This window comes from Nocardioides sp. zg-1308 (genome assembly GCF_013155375.1).
In the GTDB taxonomy this organism is placed as follows: domain Bacteria; phylum Actinomycetota; class Actinomycetes; order Propionibacteriales; family Nocardioidaceae; genus Nocardioides; species Nocardioides renjunii.
In genome coordinates this window covers 2,349,444-2,374,800 of the sequence record NZ_JABJQY010000002.1, presented here as the reverse complement: position 1 = coordinate 2,374,800, position 25,357 = coordinate 2,349,444, and the positions used below count along the sequence as shown (strand labels likewise).

Below are 25,357 nucleotides of genomic sequence, written 5' to 3'. Positions count from 1 at the left end.
GGTGAGCACGCACATCGGCGCCCAGCCCGGCGACATCGCCCCCATCGTCCTGCTGCCCGGCGACCCGCTGCGGGCCAGGTGGATCGCGGACACCTTCCTCGAGGACGCCCGCTGCTACAGCGAGGTGCGCGGGATGCTCGGCTTCACCGGCACGTGGAACGGCCGTCCGGTGTCGGTGCAGGGGTCCGGCATGGGTCAGCCGTCGATGTCGATCTACGTCAACGAGCTCTTCACCGACTACGACGTGCAGTCGATCGTGCGGGTCGGCTCGTGCGGCGCCGTGACCGAGGACGTGGGCGTGCGCGACGTCATCATCGCCTCCGGGGCGTGCACCGACTCATCGATGAACCGGATCGCGTTCCACGGCATCGACTATGCACCCGTCGCCGACTTCGGGCTGCTGCGCGGCGCGGTCGAGGCGGCCGAGGCGCGCGAGGGCGGCTCGCCGTTCCACGTCGGCCTGATCTTCTCCAGCGACTCGTTCTACCCGGCGCGCCCCGAGCTGCTCGGCGAGATGGTGAAGTACGGCGTGCTCGCGGTCGAGATGGAGGCGAGTGCGCTCTACACGCTAGCCGCCAAGCACCGGCGCCGGGCGCTGGCCATCTGCACCGTCTCCGACCACATCGTGACCGGCGAGGAGACCACGTCGCAGGAGCGCGAGCAGACGTTCGGCGAGATGGTGGAGATCGCCCTCACCGCGGCGCTCGCCTGAGCCGTCCGTCCGCGTCAGGCGCCGACGTTGGTGGCGGCACCTCGCACGCCAGACCCTCTCTACGACGCGATCTGCCGCCACCACCCGAACCCGCGCACCGACAAGGGTGGCGGCACCTCGCACGCCAGACCCGCCGCACGACGCGATCTGCCGCCACCACCCGGCCACCACCGACCTGGGTGGCGGCACCTCGCACGCCAGACCCGCCGCACGACGCGATCTGCCGCCACCACCCGGCCCGCGCGCCGTGGGTGGAGCACCAGCGTCAGGCGCCGACGGCTCCCTCGCGCACCAGCGCCTCGAGCTGGTCGCGACCGGGCAGGTCCTCGGGCTCGACCGTGTGACCGGTCCGGACGTAGTGGAACGCGGCCCGCACGCGGTCGAGCGGGGTGTCGGTGAGCTCGGCCCACGCCAGCCGGTAGAGGGCGAGCTGGAGGGGGTCGGCGCTCTCGTGGCGACCGGTCTTCCAGTCGACGACGAGGAATTGGGCGTCCGCCGACCCTGAGGGCTCGGCGTAGACGGCGTCGATGCGACCGCGGACGACCTGGCCGGCGAGCACGAGCGCGAACGGCGCCTCGACGGCGTGGGGGGCCCGGTCGCCGAACGGTCCGTCCTCGAACCGCTTGACCACCTCCCCCAGGTCGGCCTGGTCGTCGATGCCGGCGTCGGCACGCCCCGGCAGCTCGTCGGGCTCGATGAGCGCCTGCTGGCCGAACCGCTCCTCCACCCAGGCGTGGAACGCCGTGCCGAACCGCGCGGCCGGGGCAGGCGGGCGCGGCATCGGTCGCGCCAGCTCGCGGGCGAAGCCCTCGGGGTCGTCACGGAGCCGGGCCACGGAGGTGGCGGACAGGCTGCTCGGCAGCGGCAGGTCGACGGACGTGGCGCGTTCGGCGCGGGCCTCGGTCAGGAGCTGCGCCAGGTCGTCGTCCCAGTCGGCGACCCGGGCCGCCTCGACCATGTCGAGGTCGTGGTCGGGGGCGGTGCGGTCGACGCTGCGCACCAGCTCGGCGGCGGCCAGCCGCCGACGGGCCTCCTCCCCCGGCCCCGGCACGGGCCAGGGGCGGGAGGGGTCGACGTCGTCGTTGGGGTTGGGCGACTTGGGGGCCGGCTTCTCCAGCCACCGCTCCACCGGCTCGCCCCAGTCGTCGAGCTGGTCGCGGACCACGCACTGGTAGGCCGAGGGCCCGAAGGGCGTCGCCCGCTGGCCCCAGAGGTAGGACGTCACCGCGAGGTGGTGGGCGGCGCGGGTGTAGGCGACGTAGCCCAGGCGCAGCTCCTCCTCGGCGTCGTGGGCCTTCGTCGCGGCGCGGTAGGCGTCGAGCGCGGCCTTGTCGTGGCCGACGAGCTGCGGCTGGTCGGCGCGGTCGCCGCGCAGCGGCGCCGGGAGGACGGCGGGCGAGGAGGTCCACAGCGTGCGGGAGCGGTTGCTCGGGAAGCGGGTCTCCCCCACGCCGACGCAGAACACCGAGGACCACTCCAGGCCCTTGGCGCGGTGGACGGTGAGCAGCTTGACCGAGTCGGCGGCCGTCGGCACGGCGACGTCGAGGCCGTTGCCCTGGTCGTCCTCCGCCGTGAGGTAGGCCAGCAGCGCCGGCAGGGTGACGTCGCCGTCGACCGACTGGAACTCCGCCACGGCCTTGACGAACAGGTCGAGGTTGTCACGGCGCGCGGCAGCGGCCGGCGAGGTCGCCGAGGCGAGCTCGACGTCGACCCCCGTGGTGTCGATGATGCGACGCACGACGTCGAGCAGCGGGTCGCCGACGTGCGCCCGCAGGCGCCGCAGCTCGCCGGCGAGCAGCCCGAACCGGTCGAGCGCCTCGGGTGAGTAGGCCGCCTCGCCGGGCGACTCCACGGCGTCACTGAGGGCCGGCAGCTCGGAGGCATCGATGCCGTCGGCGATCTGGAGGAGCTGGGCGGCGACCGAGGCGGCCTCCTTGCGACCCCGCACCCCGGCGATCTCCGCCGCGCGCAGCGCCAGCAGCCGCAGGTCGCGCGGGCCGATGGCCCACCGCGGGCCGGTGAGCAGGGTGAGCATCGAGGAGTTGGCCGTGACGTCGTGGAGCAGGGTCAGGGTGGCGACGACCTCCGCCACCTCGGGGAGCCGGACCAGGCCGGAGAGGCCGACGATCTCGACCGGGACGCCGGCGGCGGTGAGGGTGTCGTAGACGTCCTCGGCCTGCGCGTTGTCGCGGCTCAGCACGCCGATGTCGGACCAGGCCTTGCCCGCGTCGTGCTCGCGGCGTACGGCCTCGGCGAGCCACGCGAGCTCGTCGGACGCCCGCTCGAAGACGGCGGCCTCCACGCGGCCGTCGGCTGCCCTCTCCGCCGCGCGGAGCCGCGCCACCTTGTCGCCGTAGGCCGCGAGCAGCGGCTCGGCCAGCCGGTTGGCCACGTCGAGGATGCGCCGGTCCGAGCGCCGGTTGACGGTCAGCGGGAGCCGGCCGGGCTCGCCGTCGGCGGCCGGGAACGTGTCGGCGAAGTTGAGGATGTTGGACACCGAGGCGCCGCGCCAGCCGTAGATCGCCTGGTTGGGGTCGCCGACGGCCATGACCGGGTGACCCAGCCCGCGCTCGGGGTCGGGGCCGGAGAAGAGCCGCGCCAGCATGGTCGCCTGCGCGACGGAGGTGTCCTGGTACTCGTCGAGCAGCACGACCTTGAACCGCGCCCGCTCGATCTCGCCCACCTCGGGCTGGTCCTCGACGAGCCGGGCGGCGAGGGCGATCTGGTCCCCGAAGTCCATGAGGCCGAGGTCGGCCTTGAGCCGGCGGTAGCCGCTGACGAGCTGCAAGAGCTCGGCGCGGCGGTCGATGGCGTTGATCGCCTTGGCCGGCGGCCCGAGGTAGGTCGAGCGGGCCTTGCCGGCCTGCTCCTCCTCGATCGCGCGCTCGAACCCGCGCCGGGCGTCCTGGTCGACGCGGCGTACGTCGTCGGCGTCGACGAGGTGCTCGCTCATCGCGCCGTCGAGGGCGAGGAGGTTCTGGATGGCGGTGGCGGGATGGTCGGTGAGCAGCTCGATGTGGCCGGTGAAGCGCTCGATCACCCGCGCGCCGAGCTGGTAGCGGGAGGCGTCGGAGACGACGCGGGTGTCGGGCTCGTGGCCGATGCGGAGGCCGTGGTCGGTGAGCAGGGTGGCGGCGTAGGCGTGGTAGGTCGCGACGGTCGGCTCGAGGACGTCCTCCCCCTCGACGACGACGGAGCGGTCGAGCAGGCCCGCCGCGCCCAGCGCGGCGGTGACGCGCTGTCGGAGCTCGGCGGCGGCCTTGGTGGTGAAGGTGAGGCCGAGGACCTCCTCGGGCCGCACCTTGCCGGTGGCGACGAGCCAGACCACCCGCTGGGCCATGAGGGTCGTCTTGCCGCTGCCGGCTCCCGCGACCACGACCGTGGGGCGCAGCGGCGCGGTGATGGCGGCCCACTGCTCGTCGCTCGGTGCGTGGCCGCCCATCAGCGCCTGCAGGTCCGCGGGCGTGTCGAGGCGGACCGGCTCCCGCTCGGGGACGGTCGTCTCGCGCAGGCTGGTCCCGGTCACTGGACGGTCACGCTCCCTGCGCCCTTCGCCGGGCAGATCGGGACGAACGGGCAGTCGCGGCAGTGCGGGCCGGCCGTGGCGGGGAAGTTCTCCGAGCGCACCAGGTCGGCGGCACGCGCCAGCCCCGCGCGGAGCAGCGCGCGCTCGGGCCCGGCGTCGTCGTGGACGGACTGTCCCTGCACCTTGGCGACGGCCGAGTCGTCGTCGATGCCGAGCTGGACGAGCTCGGCCCCGCCGGAGCACACCGGACGACCCGCCGCCTCGTCGAGGGCGCCGGCGTCGACGGCGTACTGGTAGAGGGCGAGCTGGAGGTTGCCGGCGACCGCGGGACCGGTGGGGGCGGTGCGCGCGCTCTTGAAGTCGACGACGACGACCCGGCCGTCGTCGTCGATCTCGAGCCGGTCGGCGAAGCCGGTGAGCCGCACGGGGCGGCCGTCGACGTCGACCACGCTCTCGAAGCGCTGCTCGGCGCCGAGGACCTGGCGGGGGTTGGCGAGGTGCCACTGCACGAACCGCGCGACCGCCTTGCGGATCCGGGCGAGCTCACGCTGGCGCGACCACGGGGTCCGGAAGGCGAGCCGGTCCCAGATCGCCTCGACCTCGGCCATCAGCGGCGCCTCCTCGGCCGGGAGCTCACCGCGGGCGACGCGCTCGGCGAGGGCGTGGAGCACCTGGCCGAGGTTGGCGGACTGGTGCACCGCCGAGACCCCGCCCGCCTCGCGCTCGAAGAACCACTGCGCGGGGCACACCAGGATGGAGTCGAGCATGCTGGCCGAGACCGGCACCGGCCGTTCGGGGTCGCGGATGGGCTCGATCGACCGGGTGGCGCTGCGGGTGCCCCACCAGGTCGAGGGGTCGGCGGCCGGCACCAGCTGGCGCCCGTCGACCTCCTCGGCCGCGAGGGCGGCGAGCCGGCGCGCGGCCGCCTCGCGCAGCGCCGTCGACGCCTGCGGGTCCGCCGCGGTGCGGCGCAGCTCGGCCACGAGGCCGCCGAGCGACAGCGGCCGCGGGGGGCGGCCGTCCTGGTGCTCGATGCTCACGCCGAGCTCCTCGAGGAACCGCGACGGCTGCTCGCCGTCGTCCTCGGGAGAGCGGACGGCGCTCACCACGAGCCGGCGGCGGGCGCGGGTGCAGGCGACGTAGAACAGCCGACGCTCCTCCATCAGCAGCGCGCGGGTCGTGACGGGCGGGACCAGGTCGGGGTGCCCGACGGGGTCGACACCGATCCGGTCGGCACCCAGCAGGGTGGCGCGGCGCCGGAGGTCGGGCCAGCCCTCCTGCTGGACGTGGGCAACCACGACGAGGTCCCACTCGAGGCCCTTGGAGCGGTGGGCGGTGAGCAACCTGACCGCGGCGCCGCGCACCCCGCGCTCGGCGAGGGTGTCGGCGGGCAGCTGCTGGGCGACCAGGCTGGCGAAGAACGCCTCCACCCCGACGTGGTCGCGCTGGTCGACGGCCCGGGCCGCGAGCTCGAACAGCGCGACGATGGCGTCGAGGTCGCGGTGGGCCCGCCGGGCGCCCGCTCCTCCGGTGTCGACCTGGCGGCGCAGGCGCTGCGGCCAGGCGGTGGTCGACCACAGGTGCCACAGGACGTCCTCGACGCCGGCCCGGTCGGCCAGCATGCGGGCGCCGTCGCGCAGGAGGCCCGCCAGCGCAGCGGCGCGCTCGACGTCGGGCCCGTCGAGGCCGTCGAGGAAGCCGTCCTCGACCACCGCCAGCCGCAGCAGCTCGCGCGAGGTGCGCCGGGCGCTGGCGTCGGCGAGCTCCTTCTCGCGGGTGCGCAGGCGGCGCACGAGGGCGCGCAGGTCGGACGCGTCGAGGCCGCCCAGGGGAGAGAGCAGCAGCGACTCGATCCGGCCCGGGTCGAGGAAGTCGGGCGAGTCGGGGTCGTCGTTGTCGAGGTTGACCACGGCGCGGAGCCCGTCGAGCAGCGGCAGCACGGCCGGGTCGTGCACGAGCGGCAGGTCGTCGGAGGCGACCTCCACGGGCACGCCGGAGGCGGCCAGCGCCCGGCGCAGCGGCGGGATGCTGGTCCGGCCGGACCGCACGAGGACGGCCATCCGGTCCCAGGCGATGCCGTCCTCGAGGTGGGCGCGGCGCAGCAGGTCGGCCAGCCGCTCCGCCTCGGCCCGCTCGGTGTCGTAGGTGAAGACCTCGACGCGGCCGTTGCCGTGCGGCCCCGGCACCGCCTCGGGCGCCAGGAACGCCTCCCGGGCCTCGGCGCCGATGCTGCCGGTCAGCGTCAGCCGACTGGCGACCCGGCCCGCGGCGAGCAGGATCCGCGGGCCGAAGCGCCTCGTGCGGCGCAGCACGACGACGGGGGCCGGCTCGCCGGCGGCGGTCGGGAAGCTCGCCGGGAAGTCGAGGATGCCGCGCACGTCGGCGCCGCGGAAGCCGTAGATCGACTGGTGCGGGTCGCCGACGACGGTCAGGTCGCGGCCGTCGCCCGCGAGCGCCCGCAGGAGGGCCACCTGGCCGGGATCGGTGTCCTGGTACTCGTCCACGAAGACGTGGCCCCAGCGCGCGCGCAGCTCGTCGCGGTGGGCCTCGGCCTCGATGACGGCCCGGCGGATGAGGTCGGAGTAGTCGGTGGCGCCGAGGTTGTCGAGGACCGTCAGGTATTGCTCGAGGAAGAGCCCGGCGGCGACGAGCTCCGGCAGGTCGTGCTCGATGCCGAGGCTGCGCAGCCCGGCGGGGTCGAGGCCCTTCTCGCGGGCACGGGCCAGCACCGCCTGCACCTCGCGGACGAACCCCCGGGTGCCGACCGCGCGCCGCAGCGGCTCGGGCCACACCACCGATTCGGGGTTGTCTCGCAGCAGCTCGCGCAGCACCACGTCGGCCTCGGGGGCCGAGAGCAGGCGGATGGCTCCCTCGTAGAGCTCGGCGGGGGCGTACTTGCGGACCAAGGCGTAGGCGAAGGAGTGGAACGTCGAGCACGAGGCGGCCGAGGTCGTGCGGGCGACGCGGGCCGTCACCCGGTCGCGCAGCTGCTCGGCGGCCTTGCGCGAGAACGTCAGCGCGAGGACCGAGTCGGGCGAGGCGCCCCGGACCTCGATGCGGTCCACGATCGCCTCGACGAGGGTGGTGGTCTTGCCCGTGCCGGGGCCGGCCAGCACGAGCAGCGGACCGCCCTCGTGGTCGACGACGCGCTGCTGGTGCTCGTCGAGCTCGGGCACCACGACCTCGCGGTCGGGGCGCACCAGCCGGTAGCGGGTCGTCGTGCTCACGGGAGACACCCCATCACGCGGGACCGACAGTCACCTGCCGGCCCCGCCGAGGGGCGTACGAGCGGTGCGTCGGAGCGGCTCAGCCGAGGTCGACGATGGCGGCGACCGGGCCGCCGCCCTCGGGACCCTGGTGGGCCGCGGAGACCGACACGAAGACGGCCGGGTCGCCGGTCACGGCCGCGGTGACACCGCCGACCGCCGCCTTGATCTGGCGGTGCCAGTGCACGTCGGAGTCGTCGAGCATGGCGTTGCGACGGCCGCGGACCATGCCGTCCTGGCTGGCCTCGCACTTGAGGAAGACGTTGACGAGCCTGCCGTCGAGGTCGCTGGTGCGGGGGCGCTCCGGCAGGTCGAGGCCGGCGGAGCGGATGGCCTCCCAGATGCCGTCGGCGTCGAGGGCGTCCTCCATGACCGAGTGGCCGATGCGGTAGCGGCCCCCGACGCCGGTGGCGTTGCCCACGACCACGATCTGCGCCTGGTCGAGCTCGACGCCCGACGAGCACGAGGCGACAGCGGAGTAGAGCTCGCGGTTGTGCATGATGTCGGCGTCGCTCGGCATGTCGATCTCGCCGAGGGCGACGGCGATGCCGAGGCCGGTGACGCCGTTGGAGAGGTCCATCGACTCGTGCGTGTGCTCGGTCCACACCGTCTTGCCGCGCGACTTGGCGTCACGGATGGTGTGGATGGTCAGCAGCGGGGTCTTGGTCTGGACGTAGTGCACGTCGGCGGGATCGGTGATGCCGGCGCGCTCCATGGCGACCTTCACCCCGGCCGCCACCTTCTCGACCATCGCGGTGTAGCCGATCTCCTCGGGCAGGATCGGCTCGCTCATCGCGAAGCCGGCGGTGAGCCGCATCTCCTGGCGCGACGGGTCGTCCTCGGGGACGTCCGTGGTCGCGAAGATGGTGGCGTGGGGGCTGATCACGCCGTCGGTGCCGCCCGACCACACGATGGGGATGCCCTTGACCTGCTCGGCGTCGGCGCCCTGGGCGACCAGCGCCTCGCGGAAGGCGCGGTCGGCGATGATCCGCGTGTAGTCGTTGACGCCGCCGTTGCCCTCGGTCTTGCCGATGATGGCGAAGACCCGGTCGGCGGCGATGACGCCCTCGTCGATCAGCTTCGTCAGCTCGGAGGCGTCGGACACCGAGTGGATCGGGACCTTGCGGACTTCAATGGCGCTGGGCATGTTCAGCGGTTTCCTTTCGGGGTGGGTACGACGACGGTGCCGGCGTCGCCGGCGACCGCTGCGGTGATCTGGTCGAGGCTCGTGATGACGCCGGTGCGGCCGGTCGCCTCCACGAAGCGGCACACGGCGTCGACCTTGGGTCCCATGGACCCCGACGCGAAGTGGCCGTCGGCGGCGTGGGCGCGCAGCTCGGCCACGGTGAGGCGACCGAGCGGCTCGGCGTCCGGCTCGCCCCAGCGGATGACGGCGTGCGGCACGTCGGTGGCGATGACGAGGACGTCGGCCCGCGTCGTCGCGGCCAGGAGCGCGGCGCCGAGGTCCTTGTCGATGACGGCCTCCACACCGGCCAGCGACCCGTCCGGGCGGCGTACGTGCGGGATGCCGCCGCCTCCGTTGGCCACCACGACGAAGCCCGCCTCGATGAGGGCGAGCACGGCCGGTGCGTCGAGGATCTCCTGCGGCTCGGGCGAGGCCACGACGCGGCGCCAGCCCTTCTCGCCGCGGTCCTCCCAGGTCTCGCCGTGGCCCACGAGCAGCTTCGCCTCCGCCTCGGGAAGGTGGCGTCCAATGGGCTTGGTCGGCGTGGTGAAGCCCGGGTCGTCGGCGTCGACCAGGGTGCGGGTCACCAGCGCGGCGCTGCGCCGGTCGATCCCCCGCGCGTCGAGCTCGCGGTCGAGGGTGTCCATGAGGACGAAGCCGAGGGTGGCCTGCGTCTGTGCCCCGCACCAGTCCAGCGGCACGGGAGGTACGACGCCCGCGGCCAGCTCGTTCTTCACGAGCAGGTTGCCGACCTGCGGACCGTTGCCGTGGGTGACGACGACCTCGTGCTCGTGCTTGAGCAGTCCGGCGACGGCGGCCATGGCCACCCCCGCCGCGGCGATCTGGTCCTCCGGACGCGCCCGCCCGTCGGCGTTCGTCATGGCGTTGCCGCCGAGTGCGAGCAGGACCCTCATGCGCTCGACCCTAGTGACCGGCGGCACAGCCCCCACCGGCAAGAGTTGTCAGGCACACGCGGGACGGAGGGCAACAGTTGCCCAGCGCCTCCGGCCGAGGTCAGGACGCCCCTGCGTCGTACTCCGCCGCATGTGCCGGGGCGCCCGCCACCTGCTCGTCGAGCGACTGCCGGTAGGCCAGGCACCCGCGCAGGAACTGCGGCCACGGCGGCACCGCGACGTCCGGCTCGACCCGCTCCGGGAGCGTGCCCCAGAGGTCCGGGTGGTGCCAGCACAGGTCGTGCCCCGAGCTGTCGCGGTGGGTCCGGATCGCCGCCCGCAACGTGCGGACCTCGGCGACCAGCTGCTCGCGGCTCATGTCCTCGACGTCCTCGTCCATCGGTCCAGTGTGCGCCCGGAGCCGGCCCGGTGTCCCGGGCCGGCTGCGGCCGGCCGGCTCGTCAGGCCGACGGGTACGCCACCGCCACGTCCAGCACCCAGGTGACCCCGAAGCGGTCGCGCAGCATGCCGTAGAGCGGGGACCAGCCGGACGGCGCGAGGTCCTGCACGACAGTCGCGCCGTCGAGCAGCCCCGCCCACGCCGCGGAGACCTCGTCCGCGTCGGCGCCGCGGAGCGAGACGAAGAACGGGATGGTCCCGGCGTCGTGGGGCAGCGCGGACGGCACGTCGTAGGCCATCACCCGTGCCCCGCTCGGCGCCGCGACCTGGCCCCACATGACCTGGTCGCCCTCGGCGGGGTCCTGGACGGCGTGGGCGTCGCGGTAGGTGACGATCGTGAGCTCGCCGCCCAGGGCGTCGCGGTAGAGCTCGAGCGCCTCGCGGGCGCTGCCGCGGAAGTTGAGGTGCGGGGTGACGTCGATGGTCATGGTGGTTCCTCCTGGTGGCCCGGTCGGCGGTTCCGGCCGGTGCCCTCACTCTCTCGCCGGAAGAGGACCGTTCCTGTCCGCTACCTCGGGCACACTGGGGCCATGTCAGGACCCACCGGGCGGCTCCTCGCCCTGCTCTCCCTCCTCCAGGCGCGCCGCGACTGGCCCGGGGGTGTCCTGGCGCAGCGGCTGGAGGTCACCGAGCGCACGGTGCGTCGCGACGTGGACCGCCTGCGCGGGCTGGGCTACCGCGTCACGGCCACCAAGGGACCCGACGGCGGCTACCGGCTGGAGTCGGGCAGCGAGCTCCCTCCCCTGCTCTTCGACGAGGAGCAGGCGGTGGCGCTGGCCGTGGCGCTACGCCTGGCGACCGGAAGCGGCGACGGCACCGACGACGGCGTCGCGCAGGGCGCCGCCCGCGCCCTTGCGACGGTGCGCCAGGTGCTGCCCAGCCACCTGCGTCACCGCGTCGACGCCGTCCGCGTGACGGCGCTCGACCGCGGGCCGGCCGTCGATCCGGCCGTCATCGTCGAGGTGAGCACGGCGATCCGCCGCTGCGAGGTGCTGCGCTTCGACTACGGCGAGGAGTCGCCCGGCGCGCCACCGCGGCGGACGGAGGCGGTGCACCTGGTCCGGCGTCGCTCCCGCTGGTACGTCGTCGGGTGGGACCTCGACCGCGAGGCCTGGCGGACCTACCGGCTGGACAGGATGCGGTTGCGCACCCCCCACGGTCCGCGCTTCGTGCCCCGCGAGCTGCCGGCGCCCGACGTGGCGACGTTCGTGTCCGCGCGCTTCAAGGGCTCGGCCGACGAGGACGCGTGGCCGTGCCGGGGCACCGCGGTGCTGCGGGCACCCGCCTCCGAGGTGGCGCCCTTCGTCGGCGACGGCGACGTCGAGGCGCTCGCCGACGGCACCTGCCGGGTCACGCTCGGCGCCTGGTCGTGGGTGGCGCTCGCGGCGGCGTTCGCCCGCTTCGACGCCGACGTGGAGGTCGTGGCGCCGCCCGAGCTGGCGGCGGCGTGCCGGGTGCTGGCGGCCCGGTTCGCGGGGGCCGGCGGCTGAGCGCCGCGCGGCTCAGGCTGGCGGCAGGTTCCACCACGTGTCGAGACGGGCGACGGCGGGCGCCGTACGACCCTCGCGGAGGACCCGCGAGAGCCGCAGCAGGTGGGCCGCGATGCCGGCGGCGCCCTGCATCCAGCCGACTCCGGGCGGCAGGAGGGGGTCGTCCCTGCGGTGCTCGGTGAAGCGCCAGCACGCGCGGTCGCCGTCGCGGACGGCCCGGTCGAGCAGCGCATCGCCCAGGACCGTCGCGAAGGCGAGGTCGTCGGGGTCGCCGAGCCGCTGCCACGCGTCGAGGAACACCTCGCCGACACCGGCGGTGCCGCAGCAGCGTCCGTCGTTGTCCCAGAAGCCCGGGCGCAGCCGTCGCGGCACGCCGGACGTGCGGACGCTGCGCAGGCAACGGCGGTGCCACTGGGCCGGGGACTCGCCCGCGACCACGTCGACGCCGGCGTGCTCGAGGGCGGTGAAGAGCAGCGAGGTGCCGGTCGGTCCGTGGCACCAGGTGAACGTGACCTCCTCGAGTCCCGGTGAGGGCGGGATCGCCGCCGGCACGACGAAGCCGTCGCCGCCGGTGTCGCCCAGCGTCACCAGGTGCTCCGCCCCGCGGCGTGCCGCGTCGACGAGGTCCGGCCGGCGCAGCTCGCTGCCCGCCACCGCGAGCGCGGCCGCGATCCCGGCGAGGCCGTGCGACCAGTTGGGCATCTCGCGCTGCCGCTCGACCGGCACGTCGGCGCGGAAGCGCCTCGGCACGAACGACCAGTCGGTCCCCGCCTGCGTCGGCTCCCCCTCCGCGAGGAGGATGCCGGCCGCCCGCGCAGCCAGGTCCTCCGCCCCGCGTGCGCCGTGCCGGTGGGCCCACACCGCGCCGAGCAGGACACCGGCCGTGCCCAGCGTGACGTCGTTGATGCGGGTGTGCGGCGCGAACGGGGGCGGCACCAGGTAGGGCTGCTCCCACCCGTCGTCGGTCGCGAGCTCGACGAGCCGCGCGACCGCGACGCCGGCATCCTCGGCACTGCCTGCGCCTCGTGCGTCCAGGGCGATCAGCACCCCGAGGTCGCTGACCACCCCGTCGAAGTACGTCGCCAGCCCCTGGGTCGGCAGTCCTGCGCGGATCCGGGCCGCGATGCCGTCGGCGAGCCGCTGCTCCTCGTCGGTCCACGCCCGCCCGAGCCGGACCTCGGCGAGCACGAGGGCGAGCCCGCCGATGCCGCTGTGCATGCCGTCGCGCTCCTCGGGCGGTCCCCCGGCGTGCGGCACCGTCTCGGGGATCCACGGCCCCGCGTCGTCCCACCGCACCTGGTCGAGCACCCAGCGCCACGCCGCCTCGCCGAGGTCGGCGTACGTCGCGGGGTCGGTCATCCACCGATCATGGCAGCACGGGAACCCTGTCGTCGCGCAGTCGATCCTGTGCACCAGGTTCCTGCGACGAGTACTGGTCTATCGCAGGAAGGTGGCGCTCCGGATCGACTGCCTGACGGGTGTGCGGCACCAGGCGTCAGCTCGTGCGAGCCGGCCACCTGCGGGCGCGGATGCCCCGGATCGGGTCGTAGTCGGCCGTGACGACGGCGGAGACGCCGACCCGGGTCAGCTCCTGGACGAGGATCGACTTCATCGTGTCGGCCATCCGGCGGCTCAGCCATGCGTCGGTGTCGGCAGCGACGTAGGCCGCGTCCTCGTCGACGGAGACAGCGGTGCTGCTCGGCCCGCGGTCCTCCTCGTCCCAGAAGTCCTCGTCCTCGCTGTGCTCGGTGCCGCTCTCCCCCACCATCATGAAGCGCTCCGCTGCCACGAGCAGTGCGTCCGCGGCGAGCTCGACGGTGTCCGTGGCCACCCTGAACCGTGGCTCGGCCTCCCACCCTCGCCCCTGGTCGAAGCACCCGGTCCCGAACGTCACGGCCATGCGCACACCCTAGGAGCGGCGGAGCAGTGCGCCCAGCACCCGCGTCCCGGCCGGCAGCCCGTGTCGGTCGTAGTAGGCGAACATCGCGGTCAGCCACGGGTGCGTCCCGGGGTCGTCCACCCGACGGGCCTCGACACCCGCCTCGTCGGCGAGCTCGCGCACGGTGGCCACGCGGGTCGCGAGCTCGTACGTCGCCCCGCCGTGCCCCGGCTCCGTCAGGACGAAGGCCGCGGCGCGGCCGAGGTCGGCGAGGTCGAGGAAGCCGAAGGGGACGTCGAGGGAGTACGGCACCTCGAGGCGCCCGGTGAGGTCGAGGTTCTGGAGGTAGGCGCCGGGCTGCAGGATCGTCCACTCGAGCCCGCTGCGGCGGACCAGGTCCTCACCGGCCGCCTTGCCGAGGTGGTGCGGCATCGCAGGGACGTAGGGCGAGGCGACCGAGTGGTAGACCACCCGGGTGACGCCGGCGGCGTGGAGCGCTGCCAGCGCCGCGGCGACGTAGGCCGGCTCGTCCGGGTGCAGGTTGGGCGCGATGACGTAGGCCGCGTCGCAGCCGGCCAGCGCGACCGCCAGGGACGACCACTCGGCCCGACCCAGCGGCAGCGCCTCGGCGCCGCGGTCGGCGAGCGCAGCACCGACGGCGCGGCCGGTCTTGCCGTGGCCGCCGAGCACCGCGACCCGCACGGCCGCCTGCACCCCCGACCGCCGCTCAGACGGTGTCGACGTCGGCGTGGGGCGCCCCGTCGGCCAGCGAGGCGTAGCCCGGACCGCGGTCGAAGAAGGCGTCGTCCTCACGGCTCCACGGCGCCCGGCCGCCGCGCTCCGCGGCGGTCGCGTCCGCGTCGTGGGCCAGGCTGCCGTCGTCGACCGAGCCGGTCAGGACCACGCCGTAGTCGCGCAGCGCGGCCTCGGCCGAGACCTTGCGCCACACGACGTCGCGGACGACGAGCTCGGGGTCGCGGGCCAGCGGGTCGCCCCAGCCCCCTCCGCCGGTCGTACGGATGCGGACGACCTGGCCGGCGCGGACCACCTCGGCGTCGGCGAGGGCGTCGACCTCGCGCTCCTCCGGCCCGCCCGGGTCGATGACGACCTGGAACGGCGAGCCCGCCCTGCCGCCGCGCACGCCCCAGCAGGCGAGGATCGAGCGGTCGGCGATGGACATGAAGTGCGCGTCCTTCAGCATCCGGATGTGCTTCTCGTATCCGAGGCCGCCGCGGAACTGCCCGGCGCCGCCGGAGTCGACGGCGAGCCCGAGGCGCTCGACGACGAAGGGGAAGCGCGACTCGGTGAACTCGGTGGGCAGGTTGCGCGAGTCGGGCACCACGTGGATGGTGTCCTCGCCGTCGGCGTAGTAGCGACCGCCGGAGCCTCCGCCGAGCACCTCGCGCATGAGGTAGTCGTTGCCGTCGAGGTCCTTGCCGTAGACGCCGGTGTAGCGGATCGTCTCCTGGTCGGCGGGCATCTTGCCGTCGACCGCCTTGGCCACGACGCCGGCGAGCACGCCGAGCAGCCGCAGGATCACGAAGGTGCGGGCGTTGGTCGGCGCGGGGTGGATCGGCGTGAGCAGCGTGCCCTTCTCCGGGAACCGCATCTCGATGAGCGGCACGATCCCCTCGTTGACGTCGAGCTCGGCCATCCGCTCGGGGGTGTCGGCGAGGTTGCGCAGGATCGGCGCGAGCCACTTCTTGAGGAAGTTGCCGCCGACGTAGTCGCCGCAGTGGTTGATCGGTCCCTTGGCCTGGGCGCTGGTGCCGGTGAAGTCGATGATCAGCCGCGGGCCGGCCGGGCGGCCGTTGTCGGGGTCGGCGGGCGCGTCGCTGACCTTGGTCAGGGTGATCCGCTGCGTGTGCAGCTGTGGCTCGTCGACGCCGTCGTGCTCGGCGTAGTCCTCCCAGACGTAGGTGCCGTCGGGGATCTTCGACAGGATCTCGCGACGGTAGGTCTCGGTGGTCGCGTCCAGGATGGCGTCGAACGACGCCTCGATCGCGTCGCGGCCGTAGCGCTCGAAGAGCTCGCCGAGCCGGCGCGCCCCCATCAGGCAGGCGGAGCACTCGGCGTCGAGGTCGGCGGCGAGGCTGTCGGGCATGCGCGAGTTGCGCGTCATGATCCGCAGGGCCGACCTGTTGGGGACGCCCGCGTCCCACAGCTTGATCGGCGGGACGGCCAGCCCCTCCTCGTAGACGGTGGTCGCGTTGCTGGGCATCGAGCCCGGCACCGCGCCGCCGATGTCGTCGTGGTGGCCGAAGGCCTGCACGAAGGCGACGACGCTCTTCACACCATCGGCCTCGTGGAACACCGGGACGGTGACGCACAGGTCCGGCAGGTGGCCGATGCCGCCCTCGGACTCGTAGACGTCGTTGTGGAAGAAGACGTCCCCCTCCCGCATCTCCTCGATGGGGAAGTCGCGGACGATCGGGTGCACGAGCGCGCTGTAGGACCGGCCGGTGAGCTTGCGCAGCTGGCGGTCATGGATCCCGGCCCGGAAGTCGTGGGCGTCGCGGATCATCGGCGAGCGGCTGGTGCGGCCGATCGCGGTCTCGACCTCCATCTCGACGCTGGCGAGCGTGCCCTGGACGATCTCGACGAGGATCGGGTCGACCGTCGTCCCCTCGGCGGTGAGTCGCCCGCCGTGCTCGTAGGCCGTGGGCAGGCCGGCCGGGTTGGCCGGCCGGGCGGTGACGTAGGCGGGGTCCACTGCGGTGCCGCTCATCGGGCGGCCTCCTTCCGGATCACGAGGTTGGCCCAGTCGTCGACCACGACCTCGAAGCCGGGGTGGACGGGGATGGTCGAGCCGAACTCCTCGACCACCGCCGGGCCGCTGAAGGCGTCGCCGGCGCCGAGGTCGCCGCGCCAGATGACAGGCGTGTCGACGTAGCCCTCGTCGGCGTCGAAGCACACCTGTCGCCGGCTGCGCACGGCACGCTCGAGCACCTCGCCGTCGGCCTTGTCGAGCATCGGGATCTCAGGACGCGTGATCGGCCCGATGCCGGTGACCCGGAGGTTGACCCACTCGACCTGCTGGTCGCGGTCGCCGCGGAAGTCGTAGCCGTAGAGCTGGCGGTGCTCGGCGTGGAAGGTGTCGGCCACCTGCGCGACGTACGTGTCGTCGACGGCGCCGTCCGGGGCGGGGACCCGCACCTCGTAGGCCTGGCCGACGTAGCGGACGTCGATGGTGCGCAGGAACTGGTGCTGGTCGGCGGTGAAGCCCTCCTTGTCGAGGGCGCTCCGGGCGCGGTCGGTGAGGTCGTCGAGGATCGCCTGCACGACCGCGTGGTCGAGCGCCGACTCCTTGGCGACGTGGGTCTGGACGTAGTCGTTCTTGACGTCGACCGTCAGCAGGCCGAACGCGCTCACGTTGCCCGGGTCGGGGGGTACGACGACGCCGGCGAGGTCGAGGATGTCGACGAGGCGGCAGGCCAGCAGCGAGCCGGATCCGCCGAAGGTCGTCAGCATGAAGTCACGCACGTCGAGGCCACGCTTGACGCTGACCTGGCGCAGGGCGTTGGCCTGGTTCCAGGCGGAGATCTCGAGGATGCCCGTGGCGCACCGCTCGAAGTCGAGCCCGAGCTGCTCGGCGAGGTCGGCGATCCCGTGCCGAGCCGCCTCGACGTCCAGCGGGATCTCGCCACCGAGCAGGTGCGGCGGGATCCGGCCCAGCGAGACATGGGCGTCGGTGATGGTGGGCTGGGTGCCGCCCTTGCCGTAGCAGAGCGGGCCCGGGTCGGCCCCGGCCGAGTGCGGGCCGACCTTGAGGGAGCCCTCGGGCGAGAGCCAGGCGATGGAGCCGCCGCCGGCGCCGACGGTGACCACGTCGATCATCGGGATTTTGCTCGGGTAGGCCCCGACCGTGCCCTCGGTGGTGAGGGTCGGCTGGCCGTCGAGCACGACCGACACGTCGGTCGACGTGCCGCCGCCGTCGCAGGTGAGGATCCGCGGGAAGCCGGCGACCTCGGCGATGAGCGCCGCGCCCAGCGCGCCCGCGGCGGGCCCGGACAGCACGGTGGTGATCGGCTGGTGGACGACCTCGTCGGCCGAGAGCACGCCGCCGTTGGACTTCATCACGTAGAACGGGATCGAGGCGCCGCCGGCACTGCGCCCGCCGGTGAAGGCGTGCAGCCGCTCGGTGATGTTGGTGACGTAGCGGCTGACGTTGGGCTTGACCGCCGCGTCGACGAGCGTGGTCATCGCGCGCTCATACTCGCGGTACTCGCGCAGCACCTCGCTGGAGATCGAGACCACCGCGTCGGGGTGCTCGCGGCGCAGGATGTCGCGCATCCGCAGCTCGTGCTCGTCGTTGGCGTAGGCGTGCAGGAAGCAGACGCCGAGCGTGGTGATCCCCTGGTCGCGGAACCATCGCGCCGCGGCGACCGCCGCCTCCTCGTCGAAGGGCCTGATCTCGGCGCCGGTGAAGTCGAGGCGGCCACCGACCGTGCGCACCCGGTCGGCCGGCACGATGCGGTCGGGCTTGACCCAGAAGTAGGAGTTGCCGTAGCCGTCCGGCACGGACTGGCGAGCGATCTCGAGCATGAACTCGTAGCCCTCGGTCGTGATGAACCCGAGCGCCTCGACCTTGCCCTCGAGGAGCTTGTTGGTCGCCACGGTCGTGCCGTGGGAGACGGCGGTGATGTCGCCGCCCCCGGCACCGACGATCCCGAGGATCTTCTCGATGCCCGCGATGAAGCCGTCGGCGGGGTTGCCCGGGGTGCTGGGGGTCTTGGTCGTGACCAGCTCGCCCGAGTCCTCGTCGAGGGCGACGACGTCGGTGAACGTGCCGCCGGTGTCGATGCCGATCCTGATCCGCGTCATGGGCTCGATTCAACCGACGCCGGGTGGGCGGCGACCACGGCAGGGATTGCCGACGACCGGGTCTACCTTCGGCAGATCGTGTGGACGTCAGTCGTCGCGCAGGGCCCGGTAGTGGTCCCGGTTGCCGTCGCCCTCGGGATCGCGGGGCGGCTCGGGGTCGACCTCGGCGATGGTGTCATCGAGCCGCACCGGCGCGGGCAGGTGGCGGTAGTCCGGGTCGGTCATCCCACGCGCCGGCTCGACCCGGGGCCGGTCGAGGACGAGGTCGAGGGCCTCGTCCAGCGTCATCCGGGCCCCCTCGGACCGTAGCTCCTCGAACCGTTCGTCCCCGAGCGCGGCCCGGATCGCCGCGACTACCCGGTCGTGCTCGGGCACGTCGCCGGGGTGGCGCCGGGCGCCGAGCACGCGCAGCGCCTCGTCGCCGGCACCGATGAGCACCGCGCCGAGCTCGGGCCGGCCCAGTGCGTGCTCGGGGCCGGCGAGCTGCGAGACGGTCCAGGCCGCCATCAGCCGGCGGCCCTGCGACCAGCAGATCCGCAGGGCCCGGTGGGTGAGCCGCCGGGCCTCCTCGTGGTCGCCGCGGTGGTCGGCCAGGTAGCTCAGGTTGGAGAGGAACACGCTGACGTACAGCTCGTCGTCGAGGTCGGACGAGATCTGCAGGCCCTCCTCGTAGGCCGCGCGCGCCTCCTCGTCGCGCCCGGCAACGCGGGTCAGCTCGCCCCGGATGTTGAGCACCTGCGCGACCAGGGCGGGGCTGCCCACGCCACGTCCCAGCTCCAGCGCCTCGTCATTCGTCTGCATGGCGAGGTCGATGCGCTCGTCGTCGTCGATGTAGGTCGCCGACGTGACCGCGAGCCCGTAGGCCACGAGCCGGGTCTCCCCCAGGTCGCGGAAGAGCCCGGTTGCGCGCTCCCAGTGGGTGCGCGCCTCCGGCCGGCTCGACGGGAAGGCCATGAATCCCGCCGCGAGGCGGATGCGAGCCGACACGAGGGGGTCCAGCTGGTCCTCCACGGCGAGCATCTCGTCGATCCAGCGCAGGCCCTCGGCGTGGTTGCCCTCGAGGAACCAGTAGGCGCCCAGCGACGCCGTGATGCTCGCGGTGAGCGTCAGGTCCCCCTCGCGTGCCGCCCAGGCGTGCGCGGCCCGCACCTCGTGCAGCATCTCGCCGATGTCGTCGAGCCATCGGTACGTCGCGTCGGTCCACCGCCGCTCGTAGAGGTCGTCGAGGTAGGAGGCGAAAAACGCGGCATGGGCCGCCCGGCCGGCGTCCCGGTCGCCGTCGACCAGGCGCGCGGCGTGCTCCCGCACCAGCGACAGCATCCCGAAGCGCGGCTCGTTGCGGTAGCCGGTCGTGCGCCGGACCAGGCTGTGGTCCACCAGGACGCTCAACGGGTCGACCACGTCCCCGTCGGCCCACACCGCTTCGACCGCCTCGAGCGGGACGGCGCCGTGGAACAGCGAGAACAGCCCGAACAGGCGCTGCTCCGCCGGCCCCAGCAGCTGCAGGCTCCAGTCGATCGCGGCCGGGATCGTCTGCTGCCGGTCGGGGAGGTCGCGGCCCGCGGCGGCCGCCGAGCCCAGGCGGCTGGTCAGCCGCTCGCGCAGCAGCGCCGGGGAGAGGGTGCGCAGGTGGCCTCCGGCGATCTCGATGGCCAGCGGCAGGCCGTCCACCGCTCGACAGATCGCGACGACGTCCTCCGTGTGGTGTCCCAGCTCGAAGTGCGGGTCCACGGCGGTCGCCACCTGCTCGAAGAGGGCGACGGCGTCGGTGAGGCCCTCGTCGCCGTCGACGGTCAGGGGATGCACCTCGTAGACGTGCTCGCCGGCGACGCGGAGCCGTGCCCGGCTGGTCACCAGGACGCGGAGGTCGGCGGACCACTGGAGCATCTCGCTCACGAGGTCGGCGGCCTCGACCACGTGCTCGAAGTTGTCGAGCACCAGCAGCATGTCCTGTCGCTGCAACGCCTCGTGGAGCATCTGGACGACGTTGGAGTTGTCGCCGGACCTGATGCCGAGCTCGCTCACGGCCAGCTCGGCGACGAGGCCGGCGTCGGCCACCTTGGTGAGGTCGACGTAGGCGGTCCGGTGCGGGGTCGCCCTGCCGTAGGCGTGCGCCACCTCGGCCGCCAGCCGCGTCTTGCCGACTCCCCCGACGCCGAGCAGGGTCACGAGGCGGTGGTCCTCGAGCAGCGAGACGACAGCGGCCACGTCGTCCTCGCGCCCCACCGTCGGGGTCGCCGGCCGCGGCACCCGGGTCGAGCCCGAGCCCGGCGCCAGCGCCGACGGCTCGACCGGCGGCATCGCCTGCGCCCGCGCGTGCAGCGCTCGGGCGGCCGGCCCGGGCTCGGCACCGAGCTCGTCGCGCCAGAGCCGCGCCATCGCGTCCAGCTGGCGCAGCGCCTGGCCGCGGTCGCCGCTCTCGACGTGCTGCTGGACGAGCCGGAGGTGCGCCTCCTCGTCGAGCGGCTCGGCGACCAGCAGCTCGGCCCAGCGCCCGGCAGCGCGGAGCAGCTGGAGGTAGCAGACCCGCAGGCGCTGGCGCTCGGCGTCGGCCCACGGCTCGTAGAGGTCCTCCGGCAGCAGGTCACCCCGGTAGAGGTCGATCGCGTCCCCGACCGACGACGGGTCCCCCGCCGCCCGGTCGAAGCGCTCGACGTCGACCGTCACCTCGGCACCCGGCAGGAGGGCGACGACGTCGCCGGCGAGGACCACGGCGGACGGGATCCCGACCGCCGTCCTGGCGTAGTGCGCCGCCTTGTGCAGCCGGGGCGCCGCCTGCTCCAGCAGGAGGTCGGGCCACAGCAGGTCGACCAGCCGCTCGCGGGGCAGCTGTCGCCCGGGGCGCAGCGCGAGCACCTTCACGAGCGTGGCCGCGCTGCGACGGCCCCATGCGTTCGCGGCAACAGCGCGGCCGTCGACGACGACCGCGAAACCTCCGAGGAGGCTGATGTCGACGTGCATCGCACCCTCCCAGCCACGAGCGATGCGACTCTACGCCCGCGCGGGCACCCGGATCGACGCCAATTCTGGGGTCGTGCGACCGCGGCCCGCCGGCGGGGCGCTCAGCCGGCCACGTCGAGCCGGCCGAGCGACTCGAGGTGCTCGACCTCGTCACCCATCGCGGCGCTGAACTGCAGGAGCAGCGAGCGGATGCCCGGGGCGTCCCAGTCGTACGCCGCCACGCGCTCGGTCACCTCGAAGAGCTGCCGGGAGAGGCGCTCGCGGGTGCCCTCGTAGCGCGCGAGGGCCACCTGCTCGGCGACGGCGCCCGCGTGGGCGGCGAGCACCTGCTCGGCGAGCAGCTCGGCGTCGCGCAGCGCGTCGGTGATGCCGTGGGAGGTGATCGGGTCCTTGAAGTAGCCCGCGTCCCCGACCAGCGCCCAGCCGGGACCGCCCGACTCACGGACGAAGCCCGGCACGCCTCCCCAGCCCCGGACCGGAGACACCGTCCCCAGGTCGTGCGCACGCTCCACCGCGGCGGGTCCTGTCTCGCCCAGGAGGTCGGCGAAGGCGCGCTCGACCCCGAGACGGCGCAGGCGACGCATGCGTCCGGGCGTGGTGGCCACGAACAGGCAGGAGGCACCGTCGTTGGTCGGGATCAGCCCCGAGCCGGCGGCGTCGCCGTAGGCCCACTCGTAGCCGTCTCCCCACGGGTCCTCGACATAGCGGTAGAGCACGGCGCTCGAGGTCCGCCCCTGCCGCAGGGCCCGGGCGCCGACCTGCTCCGCGACCCGGGACCGGAGGCCGTCGGCCCCGATCGTTAGGCCGGCGGCCAGCTCGACGCGAGCGCCGGCCCTGGTGCGGGCGACGACGCCGGCCACCCGGCCGGTCCTGCCGCGGCGCAGGGACGTCACGGTCGTCTCGTGCAGCACGTGTGCTCCGGCCTCCTCGGCGGCCTCGACGAGGAGCCGGTCGAGCAGGTGGCGGCGCGGGGCGTACAGCGCGTCCACGCCGGCCCGGGGGCCGATGGCCACGTCGGTGACCTCCCCGTCGGCGTAGCGGAAGACCGTGCGCCGCACGGCCGGGGTCCCGGCGGCCACGAGGCCCTCCAGCACCCCCCAGCGCGCGAGCTGGAGCGCACCGCCGCGCATCAAGGCGTGGGTCGAGAGGGTGTCGCTCCCCCGCCGCCCCCGGTCGAGCAGGGCGACCGACAGGCCGGCCCGGGCCAGCAGCATGGCGCTGGAGGCGCCGGCGACGCGTCCGCCCACCACCACGACGTCGTACCGCCTCATGCCGCCGGCTCCCGTCGACGCGCGCCGGCCCCGGCCGTCGCCGGCGTCGGGGTCCCGGAGGCCGCCAGGAGGTGGTCCACCACGGCCCGGGCGTCGTGCCGGGCGCCGTCGATCTGGCCGGAGTCGCGCCGGTGCTGGAACCGCTGGCCGACGACGTACACGCCCTCGGCAGGCGTCACGCCGCGGCGCTGTCGGACGGTCCCGTCGGCGTCGGTGATCGGGAGTCGCAACCACGGGTGGTGCTGTCGGTACCCGGCGGCGAGCAGCACCGTGCCGATGCCCTCGGCGCGCAGGTCGACCCGGGTGCGGGCGGGCCCGATCGCGACCGGGCGGGGGCGCGGCCCGTCCCACAGCTGTCCGCCCAGGCCGACACGCTCGACGAAGCGGTCGAAGCTCTCGAGCAGCTCGGCCAAGGTGGCGTCCGCCGCCGCGACGTTCGCGGCGAGGTCGCTGCGGAACCGCGCCGTGCATCCCTCGACGGCATCGAGTCGTCCGACCAGTCGGACGCCGTGCTCCTGGAGGCGCCCGAGGTCGAGGTCCTCAGTGGCACGCACCCGGTCGTCACGGCCGACCAGCTGCAACGACGTCTCCGCGCGTGCAGCCACCGGGTCATCCATCTCGTCGATGGTCCGCGCCAGCCGACCGGTGTTCTCGAGCCACCAGAAGATGTCGAGGCCGCGGTGGCGCCGCGGCATCCGGGTGTGCGTCCCCACCGCGAGCGTGACCTCCCGGCCGGCGCGGTTGAGCTCGTCCGCGATCTGCACGCCCGACGCCGACGCGCCCACGACGAGCACTCCTCCCGACCCGAGCCGGGACGGGTTGCGGTAGTTGTTGGAGGTGACCAGGTCGACCCGGGCGGTGTCGAGCCCGGCCAGTCCGGCCGGGACGTACGGCGTCCCGTGCGGCCCCGTCGCGATGACGACGTGCCGGGTGTGCCAGGTGCCGCGGCTCGTGACGACGCGGTAGCGCCGGGCCGCCGGCTCGCCGGTCGCGGCCGAGACCTCGTGCACGGTCGCGCCGTCGACCACGGGCGCGTCGAACGAGGCGGCGTACGCCTCGAGGTAGCCGATGAAGGAGCCGACGCTCAGGTAGCCGTCGGGGTCGGGACCGCGATAGCCCCAGCCGGGCAGCCTCGTCATCCAGCTCGGGGTGAGCAGGTGGAGGGAGTCCCAGCGCTCGGTGCGCCAGCGGTTGCCGATTCGGCCGCGGTCGAGCACGACGTGCTCGCGGCACGCGTCCGTGAGGAGCTTGCTCACCGCCAGGCCGGCATGGCCGGCACCGATGACGACGGTGTCGATGGTGGTCATCCGGGTTTCCTTTCCAGGAGCGGCCGGCCGGAGGTCCGGCCGGCCGCTCGCACGGGCGACGGGGTCAGCCCGTCACGACCTCGATGTGGACGGGTGTGGGGTTGGTCAGCGCGTCGTAGACGGCCGAGCGACGGCGGGACTGCTCGACGATGTCGCGCAGGGTGGCGTCGTCGGCGTCGCCCTCGACGCGGAAGGTGACCTTGACCTGCTCGTAGCCGTTGCGGACCGCGCCGCCCGACAGGCCGAGGATGCCGAGCAGGTCGATGTCGCCGGCGACGGTCGAGGACACGTGCGTGAGCCGCACTCCCCGGGCCGCGGCGACGTTGGCGATGCCGGAGGTGAGGCACGCCGCGATGGCGTGGAGGAGGTACTCCACGGGCGTCGGTGCCACGTCGCTGCCGACCAGGACGGCCGGGTGGTCGGACTCGACCACGGTGTCCTGCTCGTGGCGCAGCTCCTGCATGGCGCCGTGGAAGTCGGCGAACGTCGATCGGCTGTGCGTCCCGGCCACCCAGGCGTTGGTGGCCCGGAACTGGAACTTGGCGATCTCGTTCGTCTGCTTGACGGCGTCGCGGGTGCCGAGGAGCGTGGCGACGTCCACTCCATTGAGGGGCGCCCTCTCGATGGTGGTGCTCATGCGATCTTCTCCTGTGTCGATGCCGGTGACCCGGCGCTGGATGGGGTGACGGCACGAGGTTGCTGCGCGCACCTTCCGCGGGCCTTCCGGATTCCTTCCCCGCGCGGCCCGTCGGGAGGGAAGGGCGCCGGAAGGCGGTCGGACCAGCCTCGGTGGTCCAGTCCGACACCGACCCAGGAGCACTTGATGCACCACGACCTCAGCGCGGCCCTCGCGGGCTCGCGCGAACGGGAGCTGCGCACCGTCGTACGCCGTCCCGACCACCTGATGGCCCACGCGCTCGAGCTCGACGGCGACGTCCCGCCGAGCAGGCGGGTGCGCCGCACGCGTCCCTCGACCCGGTCCCGGAGGAGGTCCTCATGACCTGCAGCACCCTGACCGCGCCACGCACCACCGCAGGCGACGTGTGGCCGTCACGCCCGACCCACGTCCACGTCCACGTCCGGCTCCGCGACGGCGGGTCCGCCCTGCTCCGGCCGCTCGAGGTCGGGGAGGTCTCCGTCCTGGAGGCCGTCTTCGAGGGCCTGTCGACGCAGTCGCGGCGCAGACGCTTCCTCGTCCCGATGCCGCGCCTCCCGGGTGCCCACCGGCGCGCGCTGGCGGACGTGGACGGCTACCGGCACGTCGCCTGGGTCGCGCTCGTCGACGGCGAGCCCGTGGGCATCTGCCGCTACGTGAGGACCGCTCCGGACGCCGCGGAGCTGGCCTTCGAGGTCGTCGACGCCCACCACGGCCGGGGCATCGGCTCGGCACTCGTCGACGCCGTCACCACGGTCGCCCACGCGCGGGGCATCACCCGGCTGGAGGCGACCGTCGAGCCCGGCAACCTGGCCTCGGAGGCGATGCTGGCCCGCGTCGGCGTCCGGCTCCGCCTGGTCGACGGCCTGCTCGAGGGCCAGGGTGAGCTGCACCTGTCCACGACACCGGCACGGGTCAACCGCCGGGC

Annotated in this window: 18 protein-coding genes and 1 pseudogene; 4 read left to right on the top strand and 15 right to left on the bottom strand. The window is 74.2% G+C overall.

Annotation, left to right across the window (positions count from 1 at the left end):
* Window position 1 precedes the first annotated feature (1 nt).
* Window positions 2-712, top strand: coding sequence for a purine-nucleoside phosphorylase (gene deoD, locus HN031_RS13170; protein WP_172270541.1), 711 nt, complete (start codon window positions 2-4; stop codon window positions 710-712).
* A 265-nt stretch (window positions 713-977) separates the two neighbouring features.
* Here the strand turns inward: deoD and HN031_RS13165 are convergent, their stop codons facing one another.
* From HN031_RS13165 to HN031_RS13140, 6 genes are all read right to left on the bottom strand, one after another.
* Window positions 978-4,238 carry a UvrD-helicase domain-containing protein gene (locus HN031_RS13165; protein WP_367650759.1) on the bottom strand — a complete coding sequence of 1,087 codons (3,261 nt, stop codon included), beginning with the start codon at window positions 4,236-4,238 and terminating at the stop codon, window positions 978-980.
* The gene (locus tag HN031_RS13160; protein WP_367650758.1) at window positions 4,235-7,465 is read right to left on the bottom strand and encodes an ATP-dependent helicase; all 3,231 of its coding nucleotides are present in this window, start codon (window positions 7,463-7,465) and stop codon (window positions 4,235-4,237) included. The genes HN031_RS13165 and HN031_RS13160 overlap by 4 nt, the downstream gene beginning before the upstream one ends.
* A 79-nt stretch (window positions 7,466-7,544) precedes the next feature.
* Entirely contained in the window at window positions 7,545-8,651 is a 1,107-nt protein-coding gene (locus HN031_RS13155; protein WP_172270539.1) for a ring-opening amidohydrolase, read from the bottom strand.
* A gap of 2 nt (window positions 8,652-8,653) precedes the next feature.
* A complete protein-coding gene (locus tag HN031_RS13150) occupies window positions 8,654-9,604 on the bottom strand; it encodes a carbamate kinase (protein WP_172270537.1) in 951 nt (316 codons plus the stop codon).
* 100 nt (window positions 9,605-9,704) lie between these two features.
* On the bottom strand, window positions 9,705-9,983 hold the full coding sequence (locus HN031_RS13145) for a hypothetical protein (protein ID WP_172270535.1): 279 nt from the start codon (window positions 9,981-9,983) through the stop codon (window positions 9,705-9,707).
* A 61-nt stretch (window positions 9,984-10,044) separates the two neighbouring features.
* The gene (locus tag HN031_RS13140; protein WP_172270533.1) at window positions 10,045-10,470 is read right to left on the bottom strand and encodes a VOC family protein; all 426 of its coding nucleotides are present in this window, start codon (window positions 10,468-10,470) and stop codon (window positions 10,045-10,047) included.
* Window positions 10,471-10,572: 102 nt separating this feature from the next.
* Here HN031_RS13140 and HN031_RS13135 point away from each other — a divergent pair, with 102 nt between their 5' ends.
* Complete coding sequence (locus HN031_RS13135; protein ID WP_172270531.1) at window positions 10,573-11,532, top strand: YafY family protein; 960 nt, start codon at window positions 10,573-10,575, stop codon at window positions 11,530-11,532.
* 12 nt (window positions 11,533-11,544) lie between these two features.
* Here HN031_RS13135 and HN031_RS13130 read toward each other — a convergent pair whose 3' ends face one another.
* The 9 genes from HN031_RS13130 to HN031_RS13090 form a co-directional block, all read right to left on the bottom strand.
* Window positions 11,545-12,891: a lanthionine synthetase LanC family protein gene (locus HN031_RS13130; RefSeq protein WP_172270529.1), complete on the bottom strand. Its 1,347-nt coding sequence runs from the start codon at window positions 12,889-12,891 to the stop codon at window positions 11,545-11,547.
* A 136-nt stretch (window positions 12,892-13,027) separates the two neighbouring features.
* On the bottom strand, window positions 13,028-13,432 hold the full coding sequence (locus HN031_RS13125) for a hypothetical protein (RefSeq protein WP_172270527.1): 405 nt from the start codon (window positions 13,430-13,432) through the stop codon (window positions 13,028-13,030).
* 9 nt (window positions 13,433-13,441) lie between these two features.
* Window positions 13,442-14,125, bottom strand: a complete 684-nt coding sequence (locus HN031_RS13120) for an NAD(P)H-binding protein (protein WP_172270525.1) — start codon at window positions 14,123-14,125, stop codon at window positions 13,442-13,444.
* A 13-nt stretch (window positions 14,126-14,138) separates the two neighbouring features.
* On the bottom strand, window positions 14,139-16,139 hold the full coding sequence (locus HN031_RS13115) for a hydantoinase B/oxoprolinase family protein (RefSeq protein ID WP_172270523.1): 2,001 nt from the start codon (window positions 16,137-16,139) through the stop codon (window positions 14,139-14,141).
* Window positions 16,136-18,235: a hydantoinase/oxoprolinase family protein gene (locus HN031_RS13110; protein ID WP_172270521.1), complete on the bottom strand. Its 2,100-nt coding sequence runs from the start codon at window positions 18,233-18,235 to the stop codon at window positions 16,136-16,138. The genes HN031_RS13115 and HN031_RS13110 overlap by 4 nt, the downstream gene beginning before the upstream one ends.
* Before the next feature lie 87 nt (window positions 18,236-18,322).
* Window positions 18,323-21,196, bottom strand: a complete 2,874-nt coding sequence (locus HN031_RS13105) for an NB-ARC domain-containing protein (RefSeq protein WP_172270519.1) — start codon at window positions 21,194-21,196, stop codon at window positions 18,323-18,325.
* Window positions 21,197-21,297: 101 nt separating this feature from the next.
* The gene (locus HN031_RS13100) at window positions 21,298-22,467 is read right to left on the bottom strand and encodes an NAD(P)/FAD-dependent oxidoreductase (protein WP_172270517.1); all 1,170 of its coding nucleotides are present in this window, start codon (window positions 22,465-22,467) and stop codon (window positions 21,298-21,300) included.
* A complete protein-coding gene (locus HN031_RS13095; protein ID WP_172270515.1) occupies window positions 22,464-23,774 on the bottom strand; it encodes an NAD(P)/FAD-dependent oxidoreductase in 1,311 nt (436 codons plus the stop codon). Before HN031_RS13095 ends, HN031_RS13100 begins: the two co-directional genes overlap by 4 nt.
* A gap of 64 nt (window positions 23,775-23,838) precedes the next feature.
* Window positions 23,839-24,411, bottom strand: a complete 573-nt coding sequence (locus HN031_RS13090) for an OsmC family protein (protein ID WP_172270513.1) — start codon at window positions 24,409-24,411, stop codon at window positions 23,839-23,841.
* A 186-nt stretch (window positions 24,412-24,597) separates the two neighbouring features.
* Between HN031_RS13090 and HN031_RS13085 the strand changes: the two genes are divergently transcribed.
* Together HN031_RS13085 and HN031_RS21595 are read left to right on the top strand one after the other, a co-directional pair.
* A complete protein-coding gene (locus tag HN031_RS13085; protein WP_172270511.1) occupies window positions 24,598-24,774 on the top strand; it encodes a hypothetical protein in 177 nt (58 codons plus the stop codon).
* Window positions 24,771-25,271 (top strand): annotated as a pseudogene (locus tag HN031_RS21595) (N-acetyltransferase family protein); the annotation flags it as partial. The gene HN031_RS13085 and the pseudogene HN031_RS21595, both read left to right, overlap by 4 nt.
* Between the last annotated feature and the right edge of the window lie 86 nt (window positions 25,272-25,357).

Coding starts and splice junctions, on each gene's coding strand:
- HN031_RS13085 (WP_172270511.1), top strand. CDS start 24,598: ATGCACCACGACCTCAGCGCGGCCCTCGCGGGCTCGCGCGAACGGGAG.
- HN031_RS13140 (WP_172270533.1), bottom strand. CDS start 10,470: ATGACCATCGACGTCACCCCGCACCTCAACTTCCGCGGCAGCGCCCGC.
- HN031_RS13130 (WP_172270529.1), bottom strand. CDS start 12,891: ATGACCGACCCCGCGACGTACGCCGACCTCGGCGAGGCGGCGTGGCGC.
- HN031_RS13110 (WP_172270521.1), bottom strand. CDS start 18,235: ATGACGCGGATCAGGATCGGCATCGACACCGGCGGCACGTTCACCGAC.
- HN031_RS13095 (WP_172270515.1), bottom strand. CDS start 23,774: ATGACCACCATCGACACCGTCGTCATCGGTGCCGGCCATGCCGGCCTG.
- HN031_RS13090 (WP_172270513.1), bottom strand. CDS start 24,411: ATGAGCACCACCATCGAGAGGGCGCCCCTCAATGGAGTGGACGTCGCC.
- HN031_RS13100 (WP_172270517.1), bottom strand. CDS start 22,467: ATGAGGCGGTACGACGTCGTGGTGGTGGGCGGACGCGTCGCCGGCGCC.
- HN031_RS13105 (WP_172270519.1), bottom strand. CDS start 21,196: ATGCACGTCGACATCAGCCTCCTCGGAGGTTTCGCGGTCGTCGTCGAC.
- HN031_RS13125 (WP_172270527.1), bottom strand. CDS start 13,432: ATGGCCGTGACGTTCGGGACCGGGTGCTTCGACCAGGGGCGAGGGTGG.
- HN031_RS13145 (WP_172270535.1), bottom strand. CDS start 9,983: ATGGACGAGGACGTCGAGGACATGAGCCGCGAGCAGCTGGTCGCCGAG.
- HN031_RS13115 (WP_172270523.1), bottom strand. CDS start 16,139: ATGAGCGGCACCGCAGTGGACCCCGCCTACGTCACCGCCCGGCCGGCC.
- HN031_RS13150 (WP_172270537.1), bottom strand. CDS start 9,604: ATGAGGGTCCTGCTCGCACTCGGCGGCAACGCCATGACGAACGCCGAC.
- HN031_RS13135 (WP_172270531.1), top strand. CDS start 10,573: ATGTCAGGACCCACCGGGCGGCTCCTCGCCCTGCTCTCCCTCCTCCAG.
- HN031_RS13155 (WP_172270539.1), bottom strand. CDS start 8,651: ATGCCCAGCGCCATTGAAGTCCGCAAGGTCCCGATCCACTCGGTGTCC.